The 18,605-nt window shown below is 70.9% G+C and carries 16 protein-coding genes and 2 pseudogenes; 10 read left to right on the plus strand and 8 right to left on the minus strand.

Translation table 11 applies throughout. The features are described 5' to 3' along the window. Positions 1-58 precede the first annotated feature (58 nt). Both AB0C75_RS35685 and gcl read right to left on the minus strand, forming a co-directional pair. On the minus strand, positions 59-451 hold the full coding sequence (locus tag AB0C75_RS35685) for a DUF6083 domain-containing protein (protein ID WP_362896669.1): 393 nt from the start codon (positions 449-451) through the stop codon (positions 59-61). Positions 452-694: 243 nt separating this feature from the next. After that, a complete protein-coding gene (gene gcl / locus AB0C75_RS35690; RefSeq protein WP_362896671.1) occupies positions 695-2,479 on the minus strand; it encodes a glyoxylate carboligase in 1,785 nt (594 codons plus the stop codon). Between the two features lie 232 nt (positions 2,480-2,711). On the opposite strand from gcl, the gene AB0C75_RS35695 reads away from it, so the two are divergent. Further along, positions 2,712-3,437 carry a hypothetical protein gene (locus tag AB0C75_RS35695; protein ID WP_362896673.1) on the plus strand — a complete coding sequence of 242 codons (726 nt, stop codon included), beginning with the start codon at positions 2,712-2,714 and terminating at the stop codon, positions 3,435-3,437. A gap of 71 nt (positions 3,438-3,508) precedes the next feature. Then, the gene (locus tag AB0C75_RS35700; protein ID WP_362896675.1) at positions 3,509-3,730 is read left to right on the plus strand and encodes a hypothetical protein; all 222 of its coding nucleotides are present in this window, start codon (positions 3,509-3,511) and stop codon (positions 3,728-3,730) included. Here AB0C75_RS35700 and AB0C75_RS35705 read toward each other — a convergent pair. Further along, positions 3,714-5,339: an AMP-binding protein gene (locus AB0C75_RS35705; RefSeq protein WP_362896677.1), complete on the minus strand. Its 1,626-nt coding sequence runs from the start codon at positions 5,337-5,339 to the stop codon at positions 3,714-3,716. The genes AB0C75_RS35700 and AB0C75_RS35705 overlap by 17 nt on opposite strands. Then, positions 5,336-7,012 (minus strand): AMP-binding protein, encoded by a 1,677-nt coding sequence (locus AB0C75_RS35710; RefSeq protein WP_362896679.1) that lies wholly within the window; start codon positions 7,010-7,012, stop codon positions 5,336-5,338. The genes AB0C75_RS35705 and AB0C75_RS35710 overlap by 4 nt, the downstream gene beginning before the upstream one ends. Positions 7,013-7,117: 105 nt before the next feature. Here AB0C75_RS35710 and AB0C75_RS35715 point away from each other — a divergent pair, with 105 nt between their 5' ends. Beyond that, positions 7,118-7,963 carry a LuxR C-terminal-related transcriptional regulator gene (locus AB0C75_RS35715; RefSeq protein WP_362896681.1) on the plus strand — a complete coding sequence of 282 codons (846 nt, stop codon included), beginning with the start codon at positions 7,118-7,120 and terminating at the stop codon, positions 7,961-7,963. Between the two features lie 41 nt (positions 7,964-8,004). On the opposite strand, the gene AB0C75_RS35720 is transcribed toward AB0C75_RS35715, so the two are convergent. Beyond that, positions 8,005-9,123: a winged helix DNA-binding domain-containing protein gene (locus tag AB0C75_RS35720; RefSeq protein WP_362896683.1), complete on the minus strand. Its 1,119-nt coding sequence runs from the start codon at positions 9,121-9,123 to the stop codon at positions 8,005-8,007. A gap of 105 nt (positions 9,124-9,228) precedes the next feature. Here AB0C75_RS35720 and AB0C75_RS35725 point away from each other — a divergent pair, with 105 nt between their 5' ends. Further along, on the plus strand, positions 9,229-10,095 hold the full coding sequence (locus AB0C75_RS35725; RefSeq protein ID WP_362896685.1) for a DMT family transporter: 867 nt from the start codon (positions 9,229-9,231) through the stop codon (positions 10,093-10,095). 42 nt (positions 10,096-10,137) lie between these two features. Here AB0C75_RS35725 and AB0C75_RS35730 read toward each other — a convergent pair whose 3' ends face one another. Beyond that, entirely contained in the window at positions 10,138-11,169 is a 1,032-nt protein-coding gene (locus AB0C75_RS35730; protein WP_362896687.1) for a glutathione S-transferase C-terminal domain-containing protein, read from the minus strand. Continuing rightward, positions 11,166-12,662 carry an MFS transporter gene (locus AB0C75_RS35735; RefSeq protein ID WP_362896689.1) on the minus strand — a complete coding sequence of 499 codons (1,497 nt, stop codon included), beginning with the start codon at positions 12,660-12,662 and terminating at the stop codon, positions 11,166-11,168. Before AB0C75_RS35735 ends, AB0C75_RS35730 begins: the two co-directional genes overlap by 4 nt. A gap of 119 nt (positions 12,663-12,781) precedes the next feature. Here AB0C75_RS35735 and AB0C75_RS35740 point away from each other — a divergent pair, with 119 nt between their 5' ends. Genes AB0C75_RS35740 through AB0C75_RS35750 form a run of 3 tightly spaced genes read left to right on the plus strand, consistent with a single transcriptional unit; the run spans position 12,782 to position 15,643 of the window. Continuing rightward, a complete protein-coding gene (locus AB0C75_RS35740; protein ID WP_362896691.1) occupies positions 12,782-13,195 on the plus strand; it encodes a VOC family protein in 414 nt (137 codons plus the stop codon). Positions 13,196-13,250: 55 nt separating this feature from the next. Then, complete coding sequence (locus AB0C75_RS35745) at positions 13,251-14,471, plus strand: DUF1266 domain-containing protein (RefSeq protein WP_362896693.1); 1,221 nt, start codon at positions 13,251-13,253, stop codon at positions 14,469-14,471. Next, a complete protein-coding gene (locus tag AB0C75_RS35750) occupies positions 14,468-15,643 on the plus strand; it encodes a DUF1266 domain-containing protein (RefSeq protein WP_362896696.1) in 1,176 nt (391 codons plus the stop codon). Before AB0C75_RS35745 ends, AB0C75_RS35750 begins: the two co-directional genes overlap by 4 nt. A 130-nt stretch (positions 15,644-15,773) precedes the next feature. On the opposite strand, the gene AB0C75_RS35755 is transcribed toward AB0C75_RS35750, so the two are convergent. After that, positions 15,774-16,334: an SRPBCC family protein gene (locus AB0C75_RS35755; protein ID WP_362896698.1), complete on the minus strand. Its 561-nt coding sequence runs from the start codon at positions 16,332-16,334 to the stop codon at positions 15,774-15,776. Positions 16,335-16,436: 102 nt separating this feature from the next. Here AB0C75_RS35755 and AB0C75_RS35760 point away from each other — a divergent pair, with 102 nt between their 5' ends. From AB0C75_RS35760 to AB0C75_RS35770, 3 genes and pseudogenes are all read left to right on the plus strand, one after another. Further along, positions 16,437-17,357 carry a helix-turn-helix transcriptional regulator gene (locus AB0C75_RS35760; protein ID WP_362896700.1) on the plus strand — a complete coding sequence of 307 codons (921 nt, stop codon included), beginning with the start codon at positions 16,437-16,439 and terminating at the stop codon, positions 17,355-17,357. Between the two features lie 284 nt (positions 17,358-17,641). Further along, positions 17,642-18,490: pseudogene (locus AB0C75_RS35765) on the plus strand (MBL fold metallo-hydrolase); the annotation flags it as partial. Positions 18,491-18,510: 20 nt separating this feature from the next. Further along, positions 18,511-18,605: pseudogene (locus AB0C75_RS35770) on the plus strand (DNA-binding response regulator); the annotation flags it as partial.

Genomic DNA, 18,605 nt, shown 5'->3' on the forward strand with positions numbered 1-18,605 from the left:
GGCGCGGTGCACGCGAACAGCGTGCACCGCGCCCCTGTTTCATGACGGCGTCCAACGGTCAACCGGCGTCAGGAAGCCCCTCGTCCGGCAGTTCGAACAGGCGCTGGGTGCGCATGTGATTGTGCTGCCGCAGCGCCGTCAGCCACGGCCAGAGGTCCTCCAGCTCAAGGGCCGAGCAGGCGATGCGGTGCGGGATACGGCACACAGCGCCGGGAAGAGGCTCCGCGTCCCACAGGTTCATGGCCGTCCCGGTCGAGGTAATGATCCACCGGCAATGCGGAGGAACCGTGTGGGCCGGGAGGTTGATGCGGGGCTCCAGGAGAATCCAGTGCCCGGCGTAGGAGGTGGGGTACCGGTCCTGCACAAGTTCGCAGTACGGGCACTCGGGTGGCGTGGGCGGTCGCGGAGCGATGGCACCTTCGAGAAGCGCCTGGAAGTCGGTGTCCTCCATGAGCCCAGGATCCGGGCGTGCCTCCGCTTCGGGTAGGCCGCGATCCGGCCGTGCCGGGTGGCGCTCAGGCTTTCGGTGTGCCGGGGAACGCCCCGTGATGCGCCCGAGGTCACCGAGTGCCCACAGCTCGGGGCCGGTCACCGCCCCTGTTCGGGGCCCGGCGCATACGCCGGGAGCCCGGCCCGTCGTCTCCCTGGTGGGAGCCGGCGGACCGGGCTCAAGGGTTCGGCGGTGGCTACGGGGTCAGGACACCGTCAGTGGACGGATCGCTGTCGGTGCGTGGCCCGGCTCGGTGGCCACGTCCTCGAACTCGTTGACCGACGCGATGTCGCTCCCGCCCATCGAGATGTTCGTGACCCGCTCCAGGATCGCCTCGACGACGACCGGGACCCGGTGCTCGGCGGCGAGCTTCTTGGCCTCCTCGAAGGCCGGCAGCAGCTGGTCGGGCTCGGTGACGCGGATCGCCCTGCAACCCAGCCCCTCGACGACCTTGACGTGGTCGACACCGTAGACGCCCAGCTCCGGGGAGTTGAGGTTCTCGAACTCCAGGCTGACCTGGAAGTCGATGTCGAAGTTCCGCTGCGCCTGCCGGATGAGCCCCAGGTAGGAGTTGTTCACCAGCACGTGGACGTACGGGATGCGGTGCTGCGCGCCGACTGCGAGCTCCTCCAGCATGAACTGGAAGTCGTAGTCGCCGGAGAGCCCGACCACCGAGCCGTCCGGGTCGGCCGTGGCGACGCCCAGCGCGGCGGGGATCGTCCAGCCCAGCGGCCCGGCCTGGCCGCAGTTGATCCAGTGGCGCGGCCGGTGGACGTGCAGCATCTGCGCGCCGGCGATCTGGGAGAGGCCGATCGTCGTCACGTACCGGGTCTCGGGGCCGAACGCCCGGTTCATCTCCTCGTACACCCGCTGCGGCTTCAGCGGCACGTCGTCGAAGTGCGTACGGCGCTGGAGGGTCGCCCGGCGTTCCTGCGTGGACGCCGCCCACCCCGAGCGGTCCTTCAGCTTCCCCTCGGTCTTCAGCTCGCGGGCCACCTCGACGAAGAGCTCGAGAGCGGCCTTCGCGTCGGAGGCGATCCCGAGGTCCGGGGCGAAGATCTTGCCCAGCTGGGTGGGCTCGATGTCGACGTGGACGAAGGTGCGGCCCTCGGTGTAGACGTCCAGCTTGCCGGTGTGACGGTTGGCCCAGCGGTTGCCGATGCCGAGGACGAAGTCGGACTCCAGGAAGTTCGCGTTGCCGTAGCGGTGCGAGGTCTGGAGGCCGACCATGCCCGCGTTGAGGTCGTGGTCGTCGGGAAGGATGCCCCAGCCCATCAGGGTGGGGACGACCGGGACGCCCGTCAGCTCGGCGAACTCCACGAGGAGCGCCGACGCGTCGGCGTTGATGATGCCGCCGCCGGCGACGAGCAGCGGCCGCTCGGACGCGTTGAGCATCTCGACGGCCCGCTCGATCTGCCTGCGGCTCGCCGCGGGCTTGTGGACGGGCAGCGGCTCGTACAGCTCGGGGTCGAACTCGATCTCGGTGAGCTGCACATCGATCGGTAGATCGACGAGGACCGGTCCCGGCCGGCCCGTACGCATCAGGTGGAAGGCCTGCTGGAGGACGCCCGGCACCTGCGCGGCCTCCAGGACGGTGGTGGCCGCCTTGGTGACCGGGGCGGCGATGGACGCGATGTCGACGGCCTGGAAGTCCTCCTTGTGGAGCACGGCGGTCGGCGCCTGGCCTGTGATGCAGAGGATCGGGACGGAGTCCGCGATGGCCGAGTAGAGGCCGGTGATCATGTCGGTGCCCGCGGGCCCCGACGTGCCGATGCAGACGCCGATGTTGCCCGCCGCCGCACGGGTGTAGCCCTCCGCCATGTGGGAGGCGCCCTCGACGTGGCGGGCGAGGGTGTGCTGGACCCCGCCGGAGGCCTTGAGGGCCGCGTAGAACGGGTTGATCGCCGCACCCGGCACACCGAACGCGTTACTGACGCCTTCGCGCTTGAGGATCTCAACTGCCGCTCGGGCAGCGGTCATACGAGGCATGAGTGCTCCTGCTCGGACCTGGTGGAGTCGGGCTCTGTCGCGCCACCTGAGAGCACCAATTCCGCATTACGGAAAATTAGTTCTGCTATACGGAAATCAATCTAGGACGGCCCTGGACAGCAGTCAAGGGAGGGCGCGAAGTGGCCGATTCCCTCCCCTGAGCGTCGCTCCTGGTGGACGATGGAGATACGGAACGCAGCCACCGCCACCGGGCGGAAGGAAGGGGCAGCACGTGGAGTCCGTACCGGTGCGCTGCCCGGTCTGCCATCGGGAGCACGCCTACATCACGCCGGTATATCCCTGCCCGTGCGGATCCCCGACCGCCCCGCCACTGATGCGCGGAGCACCGGCCGCACCCATCACGCACCGCACCTGGAACGACGACTGGGTGAGCGTGCGCTGCCACTCCTGCGGACGCCGCGACCAGTGGCCCCACCCCGAACTCTGCTGCCCCTGCGGCGCGGTGCTGCGGATCCCCGTGCGCCCGGTGGCCACGCCGCCTCCCACCGGGGGCGGTTCCCCGGGCCCGTCCCACATACCGCTGCCGCGCACCGCCGCGCATCCCCGACCGTCGTTCAGGCCCCTGGTGATACGGACGGCCCGCGACGCGGTGAACACCGCGGCGCTCTATCTGAGATGGCTGGGCTTCCGCGACGTCATCCAGCCCGAGGTACGCCCCAGCTCCCGGATCGACCTCAGGGCCACCGGGATCATCGCCCAGGTCGACGCGACCACGCGGCCGACGGCCCTGCGTGACGTCGAATGCCTCTGGCTGAACGCCCTCAACACCTCGGTGTCCAGCGTGCTGTTCTCACTGGCCGGCTACACCGACGAGGCCCGCTCACGCGCGGACGGCCTCGCCATCCCGCTGTTCGTCCTCGACCTCACCGGCACACCGCAACCCGTGAACGGCCCCGCCGACGAACTGGTCAGCGTCGGCCCGGCCCCCGTCGAATGATTTCGGTCACCTGTGCCCTGCCAGCCGCATATGTTCGAGCTGTTGTCAGTATGAGGACGTAGAGTGAAGGCATGGTCTTAAATCCTCGACTTTCCACCCACTCCGCCCCCGTATTCCTGACTCAGCCCGTCCACCCGTCCGTCGTCGAGGCCAACGACGCGATCCGCGCGCTCGTCGACTCACGGGCAGGCAAGGACTGGACGCCGACGGAGGCCGCGGAGTACGAGGTGCTGCTCATCGAGTGGGCGGCGGCGACCCAGGGCATAGGCGCCGGCGTCATAGAGGCGGCCTGACCGGCTCCCCGTACCCCTCCCGCAGTTCGATCTTCCTGACCTTGCCGCTGACGGTCATCGGGAACGCCTCCAGGATGCGCAGCGCGCGCGGGATCTTGTAGTGCGCCAACTGCTCGCCGCAGTACACCGTCAGCTCGTCGAGCGTCGGCGGGTCGGCCGGGTCGCGCGGGATGACACAGGCCAGGATCTCCTCGCCGTACCGCTCGTCCGGCACCCCGACCACCTGGACGTCCGCGACCTTCGGGTGGCCGTAGAGGAACTCCTCGATCTCGCGCGGGTACACGTTCTCACCACCCCGGATGATCATGTCCTTGATCCGGCCGACGATCTGGACGTAGCCGTCCTCCCGCATCGTCGCGAGGTCCCCGGTGTGCATCCAGCGTCCCGCGTCGATGACTTCGGCGGTCCGCTCCGGCTGGTCCCAGTAACCGAGCATCACGCTGTAGCCCCGGGTGCACAGTTCACCGGACTCACCGCGCGGGAGCGTCACGCCCGTCACCGGGTCGACGACCTTCACCTCGATGTGCGGCATGACCCGGCCCGTCGTGCTCGTGCGGCGCTCCAGGTCGTCGTCCCGCCGGGTCTGGGTGGAGACCGGCGAGGTCTCCGTCATGCCGTAGCAGATGGAGACCTCCTCCATGTGCATCCGGTCCACGACCCGCTTCATCACCTCGACCGGGCAGGGCGATCCCGCCATGATCCCGGTGCGCAGCGAGGAGAGGTCGTACGAGGCGAAGTCGGGCAGGCCGAGCTCCGCGATGAACATCGTGGGCACGCCGTAGAGCGAGGTGCAGCGCTCCTGCTGGACGGCGGCCAGCACGGCGGCGGGCTCGAACGCCGGCGCGGGGATCACGATGCAGGCGCCGTGCGAGGTGATACCGAGGTTCCCCATGACCATGCCGAAGCAGTGGTAGAAGGGCACGGGCAGACAGACCCGGTCCTGTTCGGTGTAGGCGACCAGCTCCCCCACGAAGTAGCCGTTGTTGAGGATGTTGTGGTGGGAGAGCGTGGCCCCCTTGGGGAAGCCGGTGGTCCCTGAGGTGTACTGGATGTTGATCGGGTCGTCGCAGGACAGCTCCGCCTCACGTTCCGCCAGCTGCCGCGCCGTCACGGACCCGGCGGCGGCGGTCAGCTCGTCCCAGGACGGGTCACCGATGTAGTGGACGGACCGCAGTGCGGGACAGTCGGCACGGACCTGGCCGACGAGCGCGCGGTAGTCGCTGGTGCGGTGCGCGAGCGAGGCGACCAGGACGGAGATCCCGGACTGCTTCAGCACGTACGCCAGCTCGTGCGCGCGGTAGGCCGGATTGATGTTGACCATGACGGCGCCGATCCGGGCCGTGGCGTACTGGACGAGGACCCATTCGGGGCAGTTGACCGCCCAGATACCGACCCGGTCGCCCTTGGCCACACCCGAGGCCATCAGTCCGCGGGCCAGCTCATCGACGGCCGCACCGAATTCGGCGTACGTCCAGCGGCGTCCGGACACCACGTCGACCAGGGCCTCCCGCTGCCCGTACGCCTCGATCGCCCGGTCCAGGTTGCGTCCGATGGTGTCGCCCAGCAGCTCCGTCGCGCTGGTGCCGTGCGCGTAGGACAGGTCGCTCATCGCAGGTCCCCCTCGTCGAACTCGGTGCCGGTGCCACGCGCGGTGCGCTCACGCAGCTCGATCCTGCGGATCTTCCCGGAGACGGTCTTGGGCAGCTCGGCGAACTCCAGCCGGCGGATGCGCTTGTACGGGGCGAGGACCGCCCTGGAGTGCTCGAACAGCACCTTGGCGGTGTCGGCGCCCGGATCCCAGCCCTCGGCCAGCACGACGTACGCCTTCGGGACGGAGAGCCGAACCGGGTCGGGGGCGGGGACGACCGCCGCCTCGGCGACCGCCTCGTGCTCCAGCAGGGCGCTCTCCAGCTCGAACGGCGAGATCTTGTAGTCGGAGGCCTTGAACACGTCATCGGCACGGCCGACATAGGTGATGTAGCCGTCCTCGTCCCTGGCGCCGATGTCGCCCGTGCGGTAGTAGCCGCCGGCCATGGACTCGGCCGTGCGCTCGGGGTCCCCGTGGTAGCCCGTCATCAGGCCGACGGGTGCCGTGGACAGGTCGAGGGAGATCTCGCCCTCCGCGACACCCGCTTCACCGGTGACCGGGTCGAGGAGCTCGACCTTGTATCCGGGGCTCGGCCGCCCCATGGAACCGGCCTTCAGCAGCTGTCCCGGTGTGTTGGCCACCTGCACGGCGGTCTCCGTCTGCCCGAAGCCGTCGCGGATGGTGACGCCCCAGGCGCGCCTGACGCTCTCGATGACCTCGGGGTTGAGCGGTTCACCTGCGGCGACGACCTCGCGCGGGGGCGTCTTCAGCTGCGTGAGGTCGGCCTGGATGAGCATGCGCCAGACCGTCGGCGGGGCACAGAAGCTGGTGATCGCCGACCGGTCCATCTCCGCCATCAGCCGGGCGGCGTCGAACCGGGTGTAGTTGAAGATGAAGACGGTGGCCTCGGCGCTCCACGGCGCGAAGAGATTCGACCACGCGTGCTTCGCCCAGCCGGGCGACGAGATGTTCAGATGGACGTCGCCGGGCTTGAGCCCGATCCAGTACATCGTCGACAGGTGGCCCACGGGGTAGGACACATGGGTGTGCTCGACGAGCTTCGGGCTGGCCGTGGTGCCCGAGGTGAAGTAGAGCATCAGGGGCTCGCCGGCGTCCGTCTCGCGGTCCGGGGTGAAGGTCTCCGGTGCCGCGTCGGCCCCGGCGTAGGAGAGCCAGCCGTCAACCTCGGCGCCGACCGCGATCCGGGTGTAGTCGCCGGGCACCTCGTCGAACTTCGCGGTGTCCCCCGACCGTACGAGGACATGGCGGACCTTGCCGCGTCCGACCCGGTCGCGGAGATCGACCGGCCCCAGCAGGGGGGTCGCGGGGATGACGACGGCGCGCAGCTTCATCGCGGCCAGCGCGGTCTCCCACAGCTCGGTCTGGTTGCCGAGCATCACCAGGATCCGGTCGCCCTCGGCCACGCCCTGTTCCCGCAGCCAGTTCGCGGCCCGGTCGGAGCGCGCCGACATCCGGGCGAAGGACACCTCGGTGCGGGTGCCGTCCTCCTCCACGATGTGCAGGGCGGTGCGGTCGTTGTCCCGGGCGATGACGTCGAACCAGTCGAGTGCCCAGTTGAAGGAGTCGGGACGGGGCCAGCGGAAGCCCTCGTACGCCGCGGTGTAGTCCTCACGGTGTTCGACCAGGAAGTCCCGGGCCGCCCGGAACGTCTCCGTCGCACTCGTTGCAGGCATGTGTCCTCCTCATCGCGAACCCGTGGCCTAACATCATGTGAACAGTGACCCAGATCTCACCACCCCCGGACGGGGGTAGGGCCGGGAGGGCGGAGAATCAGCGGCGTGGCTGAACCGGGTGAGGCGACCGAACTGCGGGCGGCCCTGCTCGGGCTGCGCCGGACCAGCGGGCTGCCCGTGGTCTTCGGCGGGCTGCTGTCGGACGCCCGCCACGCCCGGATCGCCGAGCTGAACGGGGCGCAGACACCCGCACTGCGCGGGCTCGTCATCTCGGCGGGGAGCGGGCTCGGCGGCAAGGCGATCGCCCTGTCACGGCCGTGCGCGGTCACGGACTACCGCTCCTCGCGCCACATCAGCCACGAGTACGACACCGCCGTCGCCGCCGAGGGCCTGCGTTCGGTCGTCGCGGTGCCCGTCGTCGTACGCCGCGCTGTGCGCGGTGTGCTGTACGGGGCGCTGCGCGAGCCGCTCACGCTCGGGGACCGTACGTTCGACGCGGCGGCTTCGGCGGCCCGCGATGTGGAGCAGGCCCTGGCCGTCCGTGACGAGGTGCAGCAGCTCCTGGCGGCCACCCGGGAGCAGATCGCCGATCCTGGTGCGGGCCCCGGCACCTGGGAGGACGTCCGTGAGGCTCACCGTGAGCTGCGCGCCCTGGCGCCGAGGATCGTCGACCCGGCACTGCGCGACGAGCTGCTCGCGGTGTGCGGGCGGCTGGCCTCGGCCACGGGGGCCGACCGGAGTCCGTCGGCCGGGCGGGTGCGGCTGGCGCCGCGCGAGGTGGATGTGATCGCCTGCGTCGCGTCGGGCGCGACGAACGCGACCGCCGCCGAACGACTCGGGCTGCGGCCGGAGACGGTGAAGAGCTATCTGCGGTCCGCGATGCGGAAGCTGGGGGCGCACACCCGGCTGGAGGCGGTGGTGGCGGCCCGCCGCGCGGGGCTGCTGCCCTGAGGACGTTCTCCCGGACTCCCGGACTCCCGGACCGGTCGGTGTCAGTCCCCGAAGTCGACGAAGGTGGCGAACCGGACGTCGTGGGCGGGTGCCGTGGACATCACCTTCTGCATGTCCACGGCCTCCTGGGTGATCTCCTCGCGGGTGGCCAGGCCGAGGTCGCCCAGGGCCTGCACGGTGACGGTCGCGGTCTCCTCGGTCTCGTCGAGGCGCCAGAGCGCGGCGAGGAATCCGTCGGCCAGGACGGTCCCGTAGGCCTGGTTGCCCACGCCGTTGCGTCCCTTGTACGCCGGCGGGATCACCCGGGTCCGGTCGGCGTGGCCGAGCAGGACGTTGTCGAACTCGGGGAGGAAGCGCGGCGGGGCCGGGGTGTCGGCGTCCGGGCGTGGGGCGTCGGGCAGGTCGAAGAGCTCGACGCCGTTCTCGTCGCGGAAGGTGACGAGCCGGGGCCGCAGGCGGTCGAAGACCTCCCGCATCCGGGTGAGTCCGGCCCACATCTGCATGTCCTTCACCGAGGCAGGTCCGAAGGCGCCCAGGTAGCGCAGCACGGTCGCGTCGGGCGAGGCCGCCGGCTGTGAGGGGGTGTCCAGCCAGTGCTCGGCGGTCGTGAGGGCGACCTGCCCGCTGCGCCCCCACACCCCGCGCGGGGTGACCTGGACGAGCGGCAGCCGGCAGCGGGCGGCGACCGCCAGCGCCCGGGGGTCGGCGTCCGGCCAGTGGACGAGGAGCTCCTCCCGCAGTTCCTTCATGGTGCGCGGCCGTTCCTCGACGAGCTCCCTGGCGAGCGAGGCGAGCCGGTCCAGGTCCACACCGGTGAGGCCGCCGCGGAACATGTTCAGCTCACGCTCGCGCGCCTGCTGGACCAGCGGGCGCAGGGTGAGGGCGTCATCGGCGGTGTGGGTGTGGATGGTGGAGCGCAGGCTGACGATCCTGACCACCTCGCGTGACTCCATCAGTGCCGAGAGCTCGGCCGGGTCGAAGCCTTCCAGCCGGGAGTAGAGCTGGAAGTACGGCGGCCGGGTGTTCTGCGCCTGGAGACCGATCAGGTGGGCGACGGTGTCCTTCACCGGCACCGGGGTGCGTCGGAGCAGCAACTGGCGTTCCAGCGTTGCCCTGTTGAGAGCGCGGGTGGAGAGCACGGGAGCGTTTCTGGCGGCCATGGTCCGCAGAATACGCGGGCCAGGTGGCATCGGGCTTGAGCGAGCGACACTCGCGCGGGGGCGCGGCAACACGAACCGGATGGTGCCGGGCCCCATGATGGGGCGGTGATCAGTGTCCTGTTCGCCGTCCTGACCGCTCTCAGCAACGGCACCGCCTCCGTGATGCAGCGCCGCGCCGCGCAGAAGGTCCCCGACAACGAGGCGATGCATCTGTCGCTGATCGGGCATCTGCTGCGGCAGAAGGTGTGGCTGGCCGGCATCGGTCTGGTGATCGTCGCCGCTGTCTGCCAGGCGGTGGCGCTGGCCACGGGCCCCATCGCCGTGGTCCAGCCGATCTTCGTGATCGAGCTGCCCGCGACGCTGCTCGTCGCCGGGTTCGTGATGCGGGTCGGGGTGCCGCGCACCGTCTGGGCCGGGGTGGCGGCCGTGACGCTGGGCCTGGCCCTCGGCATGGCTTCCGCGGCGCCGGTCGGCGGCAGCGACCAGGTCAGGGGGGTGGCCTGGATCCCGGCACTGGTGGCGACCGGGATCTTCCTGGCCGTACTCATCGGCTCGGCGCTCAGCACCTCGGGCAACACCCGGGCCGCCCTGCTCGGACTGGCCGCGGCGTGCGGTTACGCCCTGACCGCCGCCCTCATGAAGGACGCCATGGCGCGGCTGGACAGCGGCGGCGTGAGCAGCCTGCTGACGGCGTGGCAGCTGTACGGCACCGCGGTGGCCGGCGTGGGCGCGCTGTTCCTCCTCCAGAACGCGCTCCAGGCCGGCTCGCTGGTGGCGGTGCAGCCGATGCTGACGCTGGGGGACGCGCTGATCAGCATCACCTACGGGGTGACGCTGTTCGGCGAGGAGCTGCGGACCGGCTGGTGGGTGCTGCCCCAGCTGATCGGGCTGGTCCTGATCGCCGTCGGCTGTGTCGTCCTCGCCCGCTCCCCGCTGGCGAGCGCGAACACGGCGCCGTCCCGGGTGAAGTGACCGGGCACGGGGCGCCGCCCCGCGTGACGTGACCGGGCCCGGTCAGGGGCGGCCTCGCGCCGGGACCTCCTCGCCGGGCGGCACCGGTCCTGGCGGGGTGCCGTCGCCGAAGGGGCGTCCGCCCAGCTGCTCCCTGTGGTGCGGTGCGGTCCAGCCCGACAGGTCGGGGCCGAGCGGCACGATGCCGGTCGGGTTGATGCCGGTGTGCACCTGGTAGTAATGCCGCTTGATGTGGTCGAAGTCGACGGTGTCGCCGAAGCCCGGGGTCTGGTAAAGGTCGCGCACGTACGCCCACAGGACGGGGTCCTCGGTGAGCTTCGAGCGGTTGCACTTGAAGTGCCCGTGGTAGACGGCGTCGAAGCGCACCAGCGTCGTGAACAGCCGGATGTCCGCCTCGGTGATCGTGTCACCGACCAGGTAGCGCTGTCCGGCGAGGCGTTCGGACACCAGGTCGAGGCGGCGGAACACATCGGTGTACGCCGCTTCGTACTCGCCCTGGCCGGCGGCGAATCCGGCGCGGTAGACACCGTTGTTGACGTCCCGGTAGACGCCGTCCATCACCGTGTCGATCTCGTCGCGCAGCGGCTCGGGGTAGAGATCGGGGGCTCCGGGGCGGTGCAGGGCTGTCCACTCGGTGGCCAGGTCCAGGGTGATCTGCTGGTAGTCGTTGGTGACCAGCGAACGGGTCGGTACGTCGACGATCGCGGGCACGCTGACCCCGCCCGGGTAGCCGGTCTCCCGTGCGTCGTAGGCCTCGCTCAGAAAGCCGATGCCGAGCACCGGGTCCTTGCCGTCCTCGTCGAGGGTGAAGCGCCAGCTGCGGTCGTCCTGGACGGGGTCGGCGACGGCCAGCGAGAGCGCGCTCTCCAGACCGAGCAGCCGGCGGGAGACCAGGGCCCGGCTCGCCCAGGGGCAGGCCCTGCTGACGACCAGGCGGTAGCGCCCTGCCTCGACGGGCCAGCCGTCCCGTCCGTCGGCGGTGATCCGGTCGGCGAAGTGGCTGCGGGAGCGCTTGAAGGGCTTGTGGCCGTACGCGGTGTTCCCGTCCTGCTCCCGGTCCTCGGTGTCGCTCATGGTGTCCCCCTCGGGGCGTCGGTGGTATCGGATCTCTGGATACGTCTCTTTCCCCGCCTGCCCGCCGCGACATCGGCCAGCGCCACGATCAGGCCCGCGACGACGAACGCGACCGAGACGAGCAGCCCGTGGTCGTAGGCCCCCGCCCAGTCGCCGGGGCCCAGCCGGGCGAAGAAGACCGAGCCCACCGCGGCGATGCCGATGGACGAGCCGACGCGCTGGCTGGTCTGGAGGGTGCCGCCGGCGCTGCCCGCGTTGTCGACCGGGACCTCGGAGAGGGTGAGGGTCTGGTTGGGCGCGATGACCAGGCCGCTGCCCAGGCCGGCCAGCAGCAGCGGCGCCGCCATCGCGAACCCCGCGCCCCTGCCCGGCACCAGATGGGCGGCCATCGCGGTGAACCCGAGACCGACGGCGACCATGGCGAGCCCCACGACGATGAGGGGCCGGCCGAAGCGGCCGACCAGCCGGCCCCCGATGCTCGCCGACGCACCGGCGCCCAGGGCGAACGGGGTGATCGCGAGGCCGGCCTCCAGGGCGCTGTACTGCAACCCGGACTGCAGGTAGAGCGTGCTGATGAAGAAGATCGAGGTGAAGCCCGCGAAGTACAGCAGGATCATCAGACAGCCCAGCCAGAAGGTCCGGAGCCGGAAGAGCGACAGGCTCAGCACCGGCTGGAAAGCCCCGCGCGTGCAGCGGGACTCCCAGGCGACGAACGCCGCGAGCAGGACCGCGGCCACCACGACCAGCAGCCATTTCCCGTTGCCCGGCCACTGCTGGGCCTGGACGAACGGCAGCAGCAGGGCGAGTACCCCCGCCCCGAGCAGCAGGACACCGACAGGGTCCAGGTCGCGCGGGCGCACCCGGCCCGCCGACGGGGTGTCGGGGAGCAGCCGCCTGGCCAGCAGGAGACAGACGGCGCCGATCGGCAGGTTGACGTAGAACACCCACCGCCAGCCCTCCCGCGCCCCGGCCACCTGGATCAGCAGACCGCCCAGGAGCGGGCCGACGGCGGTGGAGATGCCGACCACGGTGCCGAACATACCGAAGGCGCGGCCCCGCTCGCGTCCCGAGAACATCTGCTGGATCAGTGCGGAGATCTGCGGTGAGAGCAGTCCGCCTGCCGCGCCCTGGAGGAGCCGGGCGATGACGAGCCAGAGGCTGGACTGGGCGGCCCCGCAGGCGGCGGAGGCCAGGATGAAGAGGGTCAGCCCCGCCATGAACACCGCGCGCCGCCCGCGCGCGTCGCCGAGGCGGCCCCCGGGGATGAGGATGAGGCCGAAGGCGAGGGCGTAGCCGGACAGCACCCACTGGAGGTCGGACTCCGGGGTGTCGAGGCCCTCCTTGATGGACGGCAGCGCCACATTGACGATGGAGACGTCGAGCAGCGTCATGAAGCCCGCGACGAGACAGACGGCGAGGGCACGCCAGCGACGGGGATCGGAGGGGCCCGGTCCGGGCGTGCCGGTGTCCCGGTGCTCCGTGCTCTCTGCCATGTCCCGCACCTTAGGACGCGGCTCCGCGATCCACGCCCCGGGCGCGCCGCGCGGCGGGCCGCCGGACCCCGTCAGCCCTCATCCGCCTGTACGGCCGCATCGCGGGTAGCCGGGGAGACATGACTGTCGCGAAAACGAGTGTTCTGGTCCTGGACTGCGGCGAGCCGCTTGAGCTCGCGGACTTCTACGCGAAACTCCTCGGCGGTGAGACACGGAGCGGGAGCGATCCCGACTTCGTCGAGATCGTCGGGAACACCGGTGTGCACCTGGCCGTCCGCCGCGATCACGGCTACGCGCCTCCGAGCTGGCCCCGCCCGGAGGACTCCCAACAGGCGCATCTGCGCGTCCTGGTGGATCCGGGGGACATGGACGAGGCCGAGCGGGAGGCGATAGGCCTCGGCGCGCGGCCGGTGGACACGGGCGACAGCAACAGCGGCCCCCGCGATGTCCGCGTCTACACCGACCCGGCGGGACACTCGTTCTCCCTGGCCGTGTACCCGGCCAGGCCGCCGTCCGCGGGCCCGCTCGCGTAGCACCGGCTGCCGGGCCGCCGCCCCGGCCACCGTGGGCGTTCCGTAGGATTCGACCGTGACGAAGGGGACGGGCACGACGGGAACGACGGGGGCCTGGGCGCAGGAGGCCGAGGCACGGCGCAGGCCGGATGCGGGGCACGTCCCGCCGACCGGGACGGAACGTCTGCTGCACGAAGCGGCGGTGGCGGGCGACCGGGGCGCGATCCTGAAGGCCTTGGCCGGGAGCAGGCTCTTCGTGCTCGTCGCCCGGCTCCACGCGGACACTCCCGGCTTCACTCCCCCGCTCCCCGCACAGCCCGATCCAGCGACGCCGGGCCGGATGTGTGTCACGGTGCTGACGTCCGGGGCGCTGCCTCCCTGGCACCCGGACTGGGTGTTCGAGGCGATCGGTCTAGACGACCTCGCACGCCGCTGGCCCCCCGGAGCCCGGTGGCTGGCGGTCGATCCGGGCACACCGTACGCCGTCACGCTTGAGGCGGGGCCCGGGAAACGCCGCGCCTGGGCGAAGGAACAGGCCAGGTCCGGCGGGCCCCGGGCCGGCCGGCTGCTGACCCTCGGGACCGGTCCGCTGCACGGGCCGGCCGCACACGGTCTGGCCATCGGCGCCCATCTCGCCGTGCACAACGGCCTCGTCTGGAACGACCTGGGCGCCGCCTACGAGGGGTACGCGACGGATCGCCTCCGGCTCCGTAACCCCTGGGGCGTGTACAACCGCGCCACCTACCGGGAGACGCTCGAATCACTGCTGGCCGCCCGTCTCGTGGGCCGTACGTACGAGTCGGTGCTCCGGATCCGGCAGAGCCTGGCCGGACGGCTGGGCCGCACCCCGACGGCCCCCGAGTGGTCGGCCGCGCTCACCGACGCGCTGGCGCGCCACCGCTCCACACCCGAGGAGGCGGCCGACGCCCATGAGGCACTGCGACTGGCCGTCACGTACGAGGACCGGTTCCGCGCGGACGGCGTCCTCGGCGCCGGCGAACGGGTCGACACCCTGGCGGCCTTCGACCACGGGCGGGCGGTCAACCTCGTGCGGCTCGCGCTGGCTGCCCGGCTCTGCGATCCGGTGGAGGCCGAGCAGGCCGTGCTGCGGATCGGCGCCCAGGCCCGTCAGGCGTACGGCTCCTGGGCGGAGCTCTCCCTCGGTTACTCACTGGCCCGCGTCATGCACTTCGACGCGGACGACCCGTCAGGGGCGAAGTACGCACAGTCGCTCACCCAGCACCGCCTTCTGACGCAGGACCCCGAAAGCCCCTACCGGAACCTCGCCTGGTCATGAATTCACTGCCCTGGGGCACCCCTGCCCACGCCGCCCCCTGGATCTCTCCCTCGGTGACGGAGCACCAGTTGCACGAGGCGGGAGTGCGCGGCGACTTCGAGGCCCAGCTGCGTGTGCTGGCCGGCGAGGATCTCTACATCCTCGCGCCGAAGGCCGAGGTGGACGCGGCACCCGACATGATCACGTGGCGTTCGCACCGGGACGAGGCCGGCCGGAGCTGCCGTGGGGTGCTGACCCGGGGCATGCTGCCGCCGTGGCACCCGGAGTGGGTGTTCCACTCCGTCTCCCTCAAGTGGCTGGCGGAGTTCGACTGGCCGGACCCGTATCAGCTGCTGTCCGTCAACACGGGCACACCGGCCCAGATCCTCTTCCCCGCCACACCCCCGCACCGCGCGCTGTGGCTGCGTTACCACGCGGAGAACGACCGCCCCGCGGGCGACCGGCTGATCGCGCTGCGGCACGGGGCACTCCACGGCCCGCTGGCCTACGGGCTGGCGTGCGGGGTCCATCTGGCGGTCGGCAACGGGGTGCCCTGGAACGAGGTGGGCACCGCCTACCGCGAGTACGCCCTCGAGCGGGAGTTGCTGAGCGAGTCCTGGGGCATCACCGGCCCGGCCGGGTGGCGTGAACAGCTGGACGCGCTGCTGGACGCGCGCAACAGCCCGGCCGAGCCCGACTTCGTCCTGCGGGTGCGTGAACAGCTCGGCCTCGGGCTCGGCGAGCAGCCCTCCGCCGATCTGTGGCGCGAAACGGCTGCCGGGCACGCCCAGGACATCGGGGCGAGCCATGACACGGTCAGGAACATCGAGGAGCTGGTGCGGCGCATCGTCAGGTACGAGGCCCGCTTCCGCGCCGACGGGCTGCTGGCGCCGGACGGCCGGGTCACCACGACCGTCGCCTACGACTACGGCCGCGCGGTGAACCTGGCCAGGTGGGGGCTCTCCGCCCGGTACTGCGTCCCGCACGAGGCCGAGCAGGCCATCGTGTACGCCGGTGCGCTGAGCAAGTCGGCCTACGACTCCTGGGAGGACTTCTCCGCGGGGTACGCGCTGGGCCGGGTGCTGCGGTTCGACCGCGAGGACTACGGCACCTACTACCAGGACAACGTCACGGCGCACCGTCTGCTGACGGAGAGCGAGGGCAGCCCCTGGCGGAACATCCCCTGGCGCTGACCTCCCTTTCTCAGACCGTGCGTCCGGCCCATCAGGCGAAGAACCGCCGCGTGCCCCGGTGCCGCTGCGCGAGCGCGTCCAGGACCCGGCCGTGCGCGGATCTGCGGCGGCGGCCGATCGGTATGAGGAATCAGGGGCCGGCGTGGCCGGTGACCCACTCCGCCAGGGCGACCAGGGTGGACTCCGCGCTGTCGGCCATGTGGTCGCGCAGCGCCTGGAGGTCCTCGCGTGTGTCGCCCAGGACCGGATCGGTGCGCAACAACTGCCAGGACTGCTGGGCGATGCTGCCGCTGCCCTGTGCGCTGAAGTGCCAACTCCAGCGCACTATGCCGTCGTCGGCTCCACCGACGACAAAGGCGAACTCGGTTCCCGGATCGGCCTGCACCACCTCGGAGTGGGTGACCCATTCGCGTCCGTCCCGGCTGTTGCGGCCGCTGAACCGGGCGCCGACCCACGGTCCGTCGCCCGGTGCGTAGCTCACCGCCTTGGCGCTGGGACTCCACGTTTCGATCAGTGCCACATCGCTGATGAGGCGGTAGAGCGAGTCCGGTGTCGCGTCCACCCAGCACCGCCGGGTGAACGCGTATGGAGCCAGGTCGAGCCCGGCGAGCGGATGCTGTGGGTCCGAGGTATGCGGGTCGGGGGCGGCACTCGTGGATTCCTGCTGTGAGCGAGGAGAGGTAAGAGGCATGCGGCTCATCCTGGGGTCCCGGGCCGGTGTCGGCCAGACCCTGCGGTTACCTACCCCAGCAGGGTGAGGTACGGATCGCGGCGGGTGCCCATACTCATCACCATGAACAAGCACGGGCAACTCGCCGACTTCCTCCAGGCACGCCGAGCCCAGTTGCGTCCCGAGGACGTCGGGCTGCCGACCTACGGCGAGCGGCGCCGGGTGCCGGGATTACGGCGGGAGGAGCTCGCGATGCTCGCGGGCATCAGCGCTCCCTACTACACCCGCCTGGAGCAGGGTCAGTCGCGCAACGCCTCCCCCGAGGTACTCGACGCCATCGCGAGAGCCCTGCGACTGGACGAGTCCGAGCGTGCGCATCTGCACACCCTGGCCCGTGCACCGAAAGGAGGCCGATCCGCGGGCCGACCGCGGGCCGAACGCATCACCCCGGCCACCCGCGCCCTGCTGGCAGCCATCGGCGGCACACCCGTCATCGTCATGGGCCGCCGCAGCGATGTCCTGGCCTGGAACCGTCAGGGCCACGCTCTGTTCGCCGGCCATCTCGATCCGAGCAGTCCCGACGACCCGGGCCGACGACCCAACATGGCCAAGCTGGTGTTCCTCGACGCCCACACCCGCGACCTCTACACCGACTGGCCCGCCAAGGCCAGGACCGTAGTGGGCAACCTGCGCCTGACAGCCGGCCGGTACCCGAACGATCCGCAACTGGCCGCACTGATCGGCGAACTGACCATGCGCAGCCCGGAGTTCGCCACGATGTGGGCCGACCACCGGATCCAGGCCTGCGACACCACCGACTACGAGATGCACCACCCCCTGGTCGGAGCCCTGACAGTCACCCAGCAGACGCTCCAGAGCCCGCAGGGCGACAGTCCCGTCCTGGTGGTGGCCACGGCCACCCCCGGCTCCCCCTCGGCGACAGCCCTGGCCCTGCTCGCCCACACCACCGTCACCACCCACGCCGTCGCGCCCCGGGAAGCGGCCCAGCCGCAGCACGACGCCGAGCCCCACACCACCGGCTGACCCACGGCTTGTCGGCAGGCCGACAACCGTCCGCCGCGTTCGTATCCGCCCTGGCGCAACGGCCCCAACGAGGTCGCGCTCATCCGGCCCGACGGCACCAGCGCCACCCTCCTGGACGCCTCCGACGGACTGCGGGCGGCCCCACCTCCGTCGCCGTGCACGGCAACGACGTGACCGTCTTCAGCGCGCCTACAACTCCGCCACCGATCCCGACCCGCTCCGCGCCCACCTGCGCCGCGGGCACCTGTAACACCCGACCCGTCAACTACACAGGAGCACACACCATGAGCGACATTACTCTCGGCGACGTCGAAGTGACCCGCGTCGAGGAGATGCACGGACCCATCGGCATGACCCCGGACGTGTTCTTCCCCGGCTCGCCGAAGGAGCACTGGGACGAGCAACAGTCCACGCTCGTACCGGACTTCCTCAACGCGGAGACCGACATCTGCGAGGTCGCCGTACAGACGTGGGTCCTGCGCAGCGAGGGCAGGACCATACTGATCGACACCGGGGTCGGCAACCACAAGGAGCGGCCGTACGTTCCGTCCTGGGGGCACCTGGAGCTGGACTTCCTCGGCAACCTCCAGCGGGCAGGCGTGGACCCCGACGACGTCGACATCGTGGTCAACACCCATCTGCACGCCGACCACGTCGGCTGGAACACCCGCCTGGAGGGCCAGTACTGGGTGCCGACCTTCCGCAACGCCACCTACCTGATGCCCGAGGCCGACTTCGAGTTCTGGAACCCGGCCAACAACCCGAAGATCGCCGGCGGGGTCAACCAGAACGTCTTCGAGGACAGCGTCGCTCCGGTGCACGCGGCGGGCCAGGTCCAGCTCTGGGAGACGGGTCACGTGATCGACGGCAATCTGAGGCTGGAGGCCACGCCCGGCCACACACCGGGATCGAGCATCGTGAAGCTGGCGTCCGGTTCCGAGCGCGCGGTCTTCGCCGGCGACCTGATGCACTCCCCCTTCCAGGTCATGCAGCCCGACCACAACAGCTGCTTCTGCGAGGACCCGGAGGCCGCCCGCAAGACCCGCCACGAGATCCTCGGCTGGGCCGCTGACTCCAACGCGCTCGTTCTGCCTGCCCATTTCGCGGGACACGGTGCGCTTGAGGTCGAACGCCGCAGCGGCTCGTTCGGCAGCACGGCGTCAGGATCGACGTCGAGTCCCACCGTGCGTGGATGGGTGACGAGGAACTCCAGCTCACCGCAAAGGAGTTCGACCTCCTGCGGGTCCT

The sequence above is a fragment of the Streptomyces sp. NPDC048565 genome (assembly GCF_040650935.1).
GTDB lineage: Bacteria > Actinomycetota > Actinomycetes > Streptomycetales > Streptomycetaceae > Streptomyces.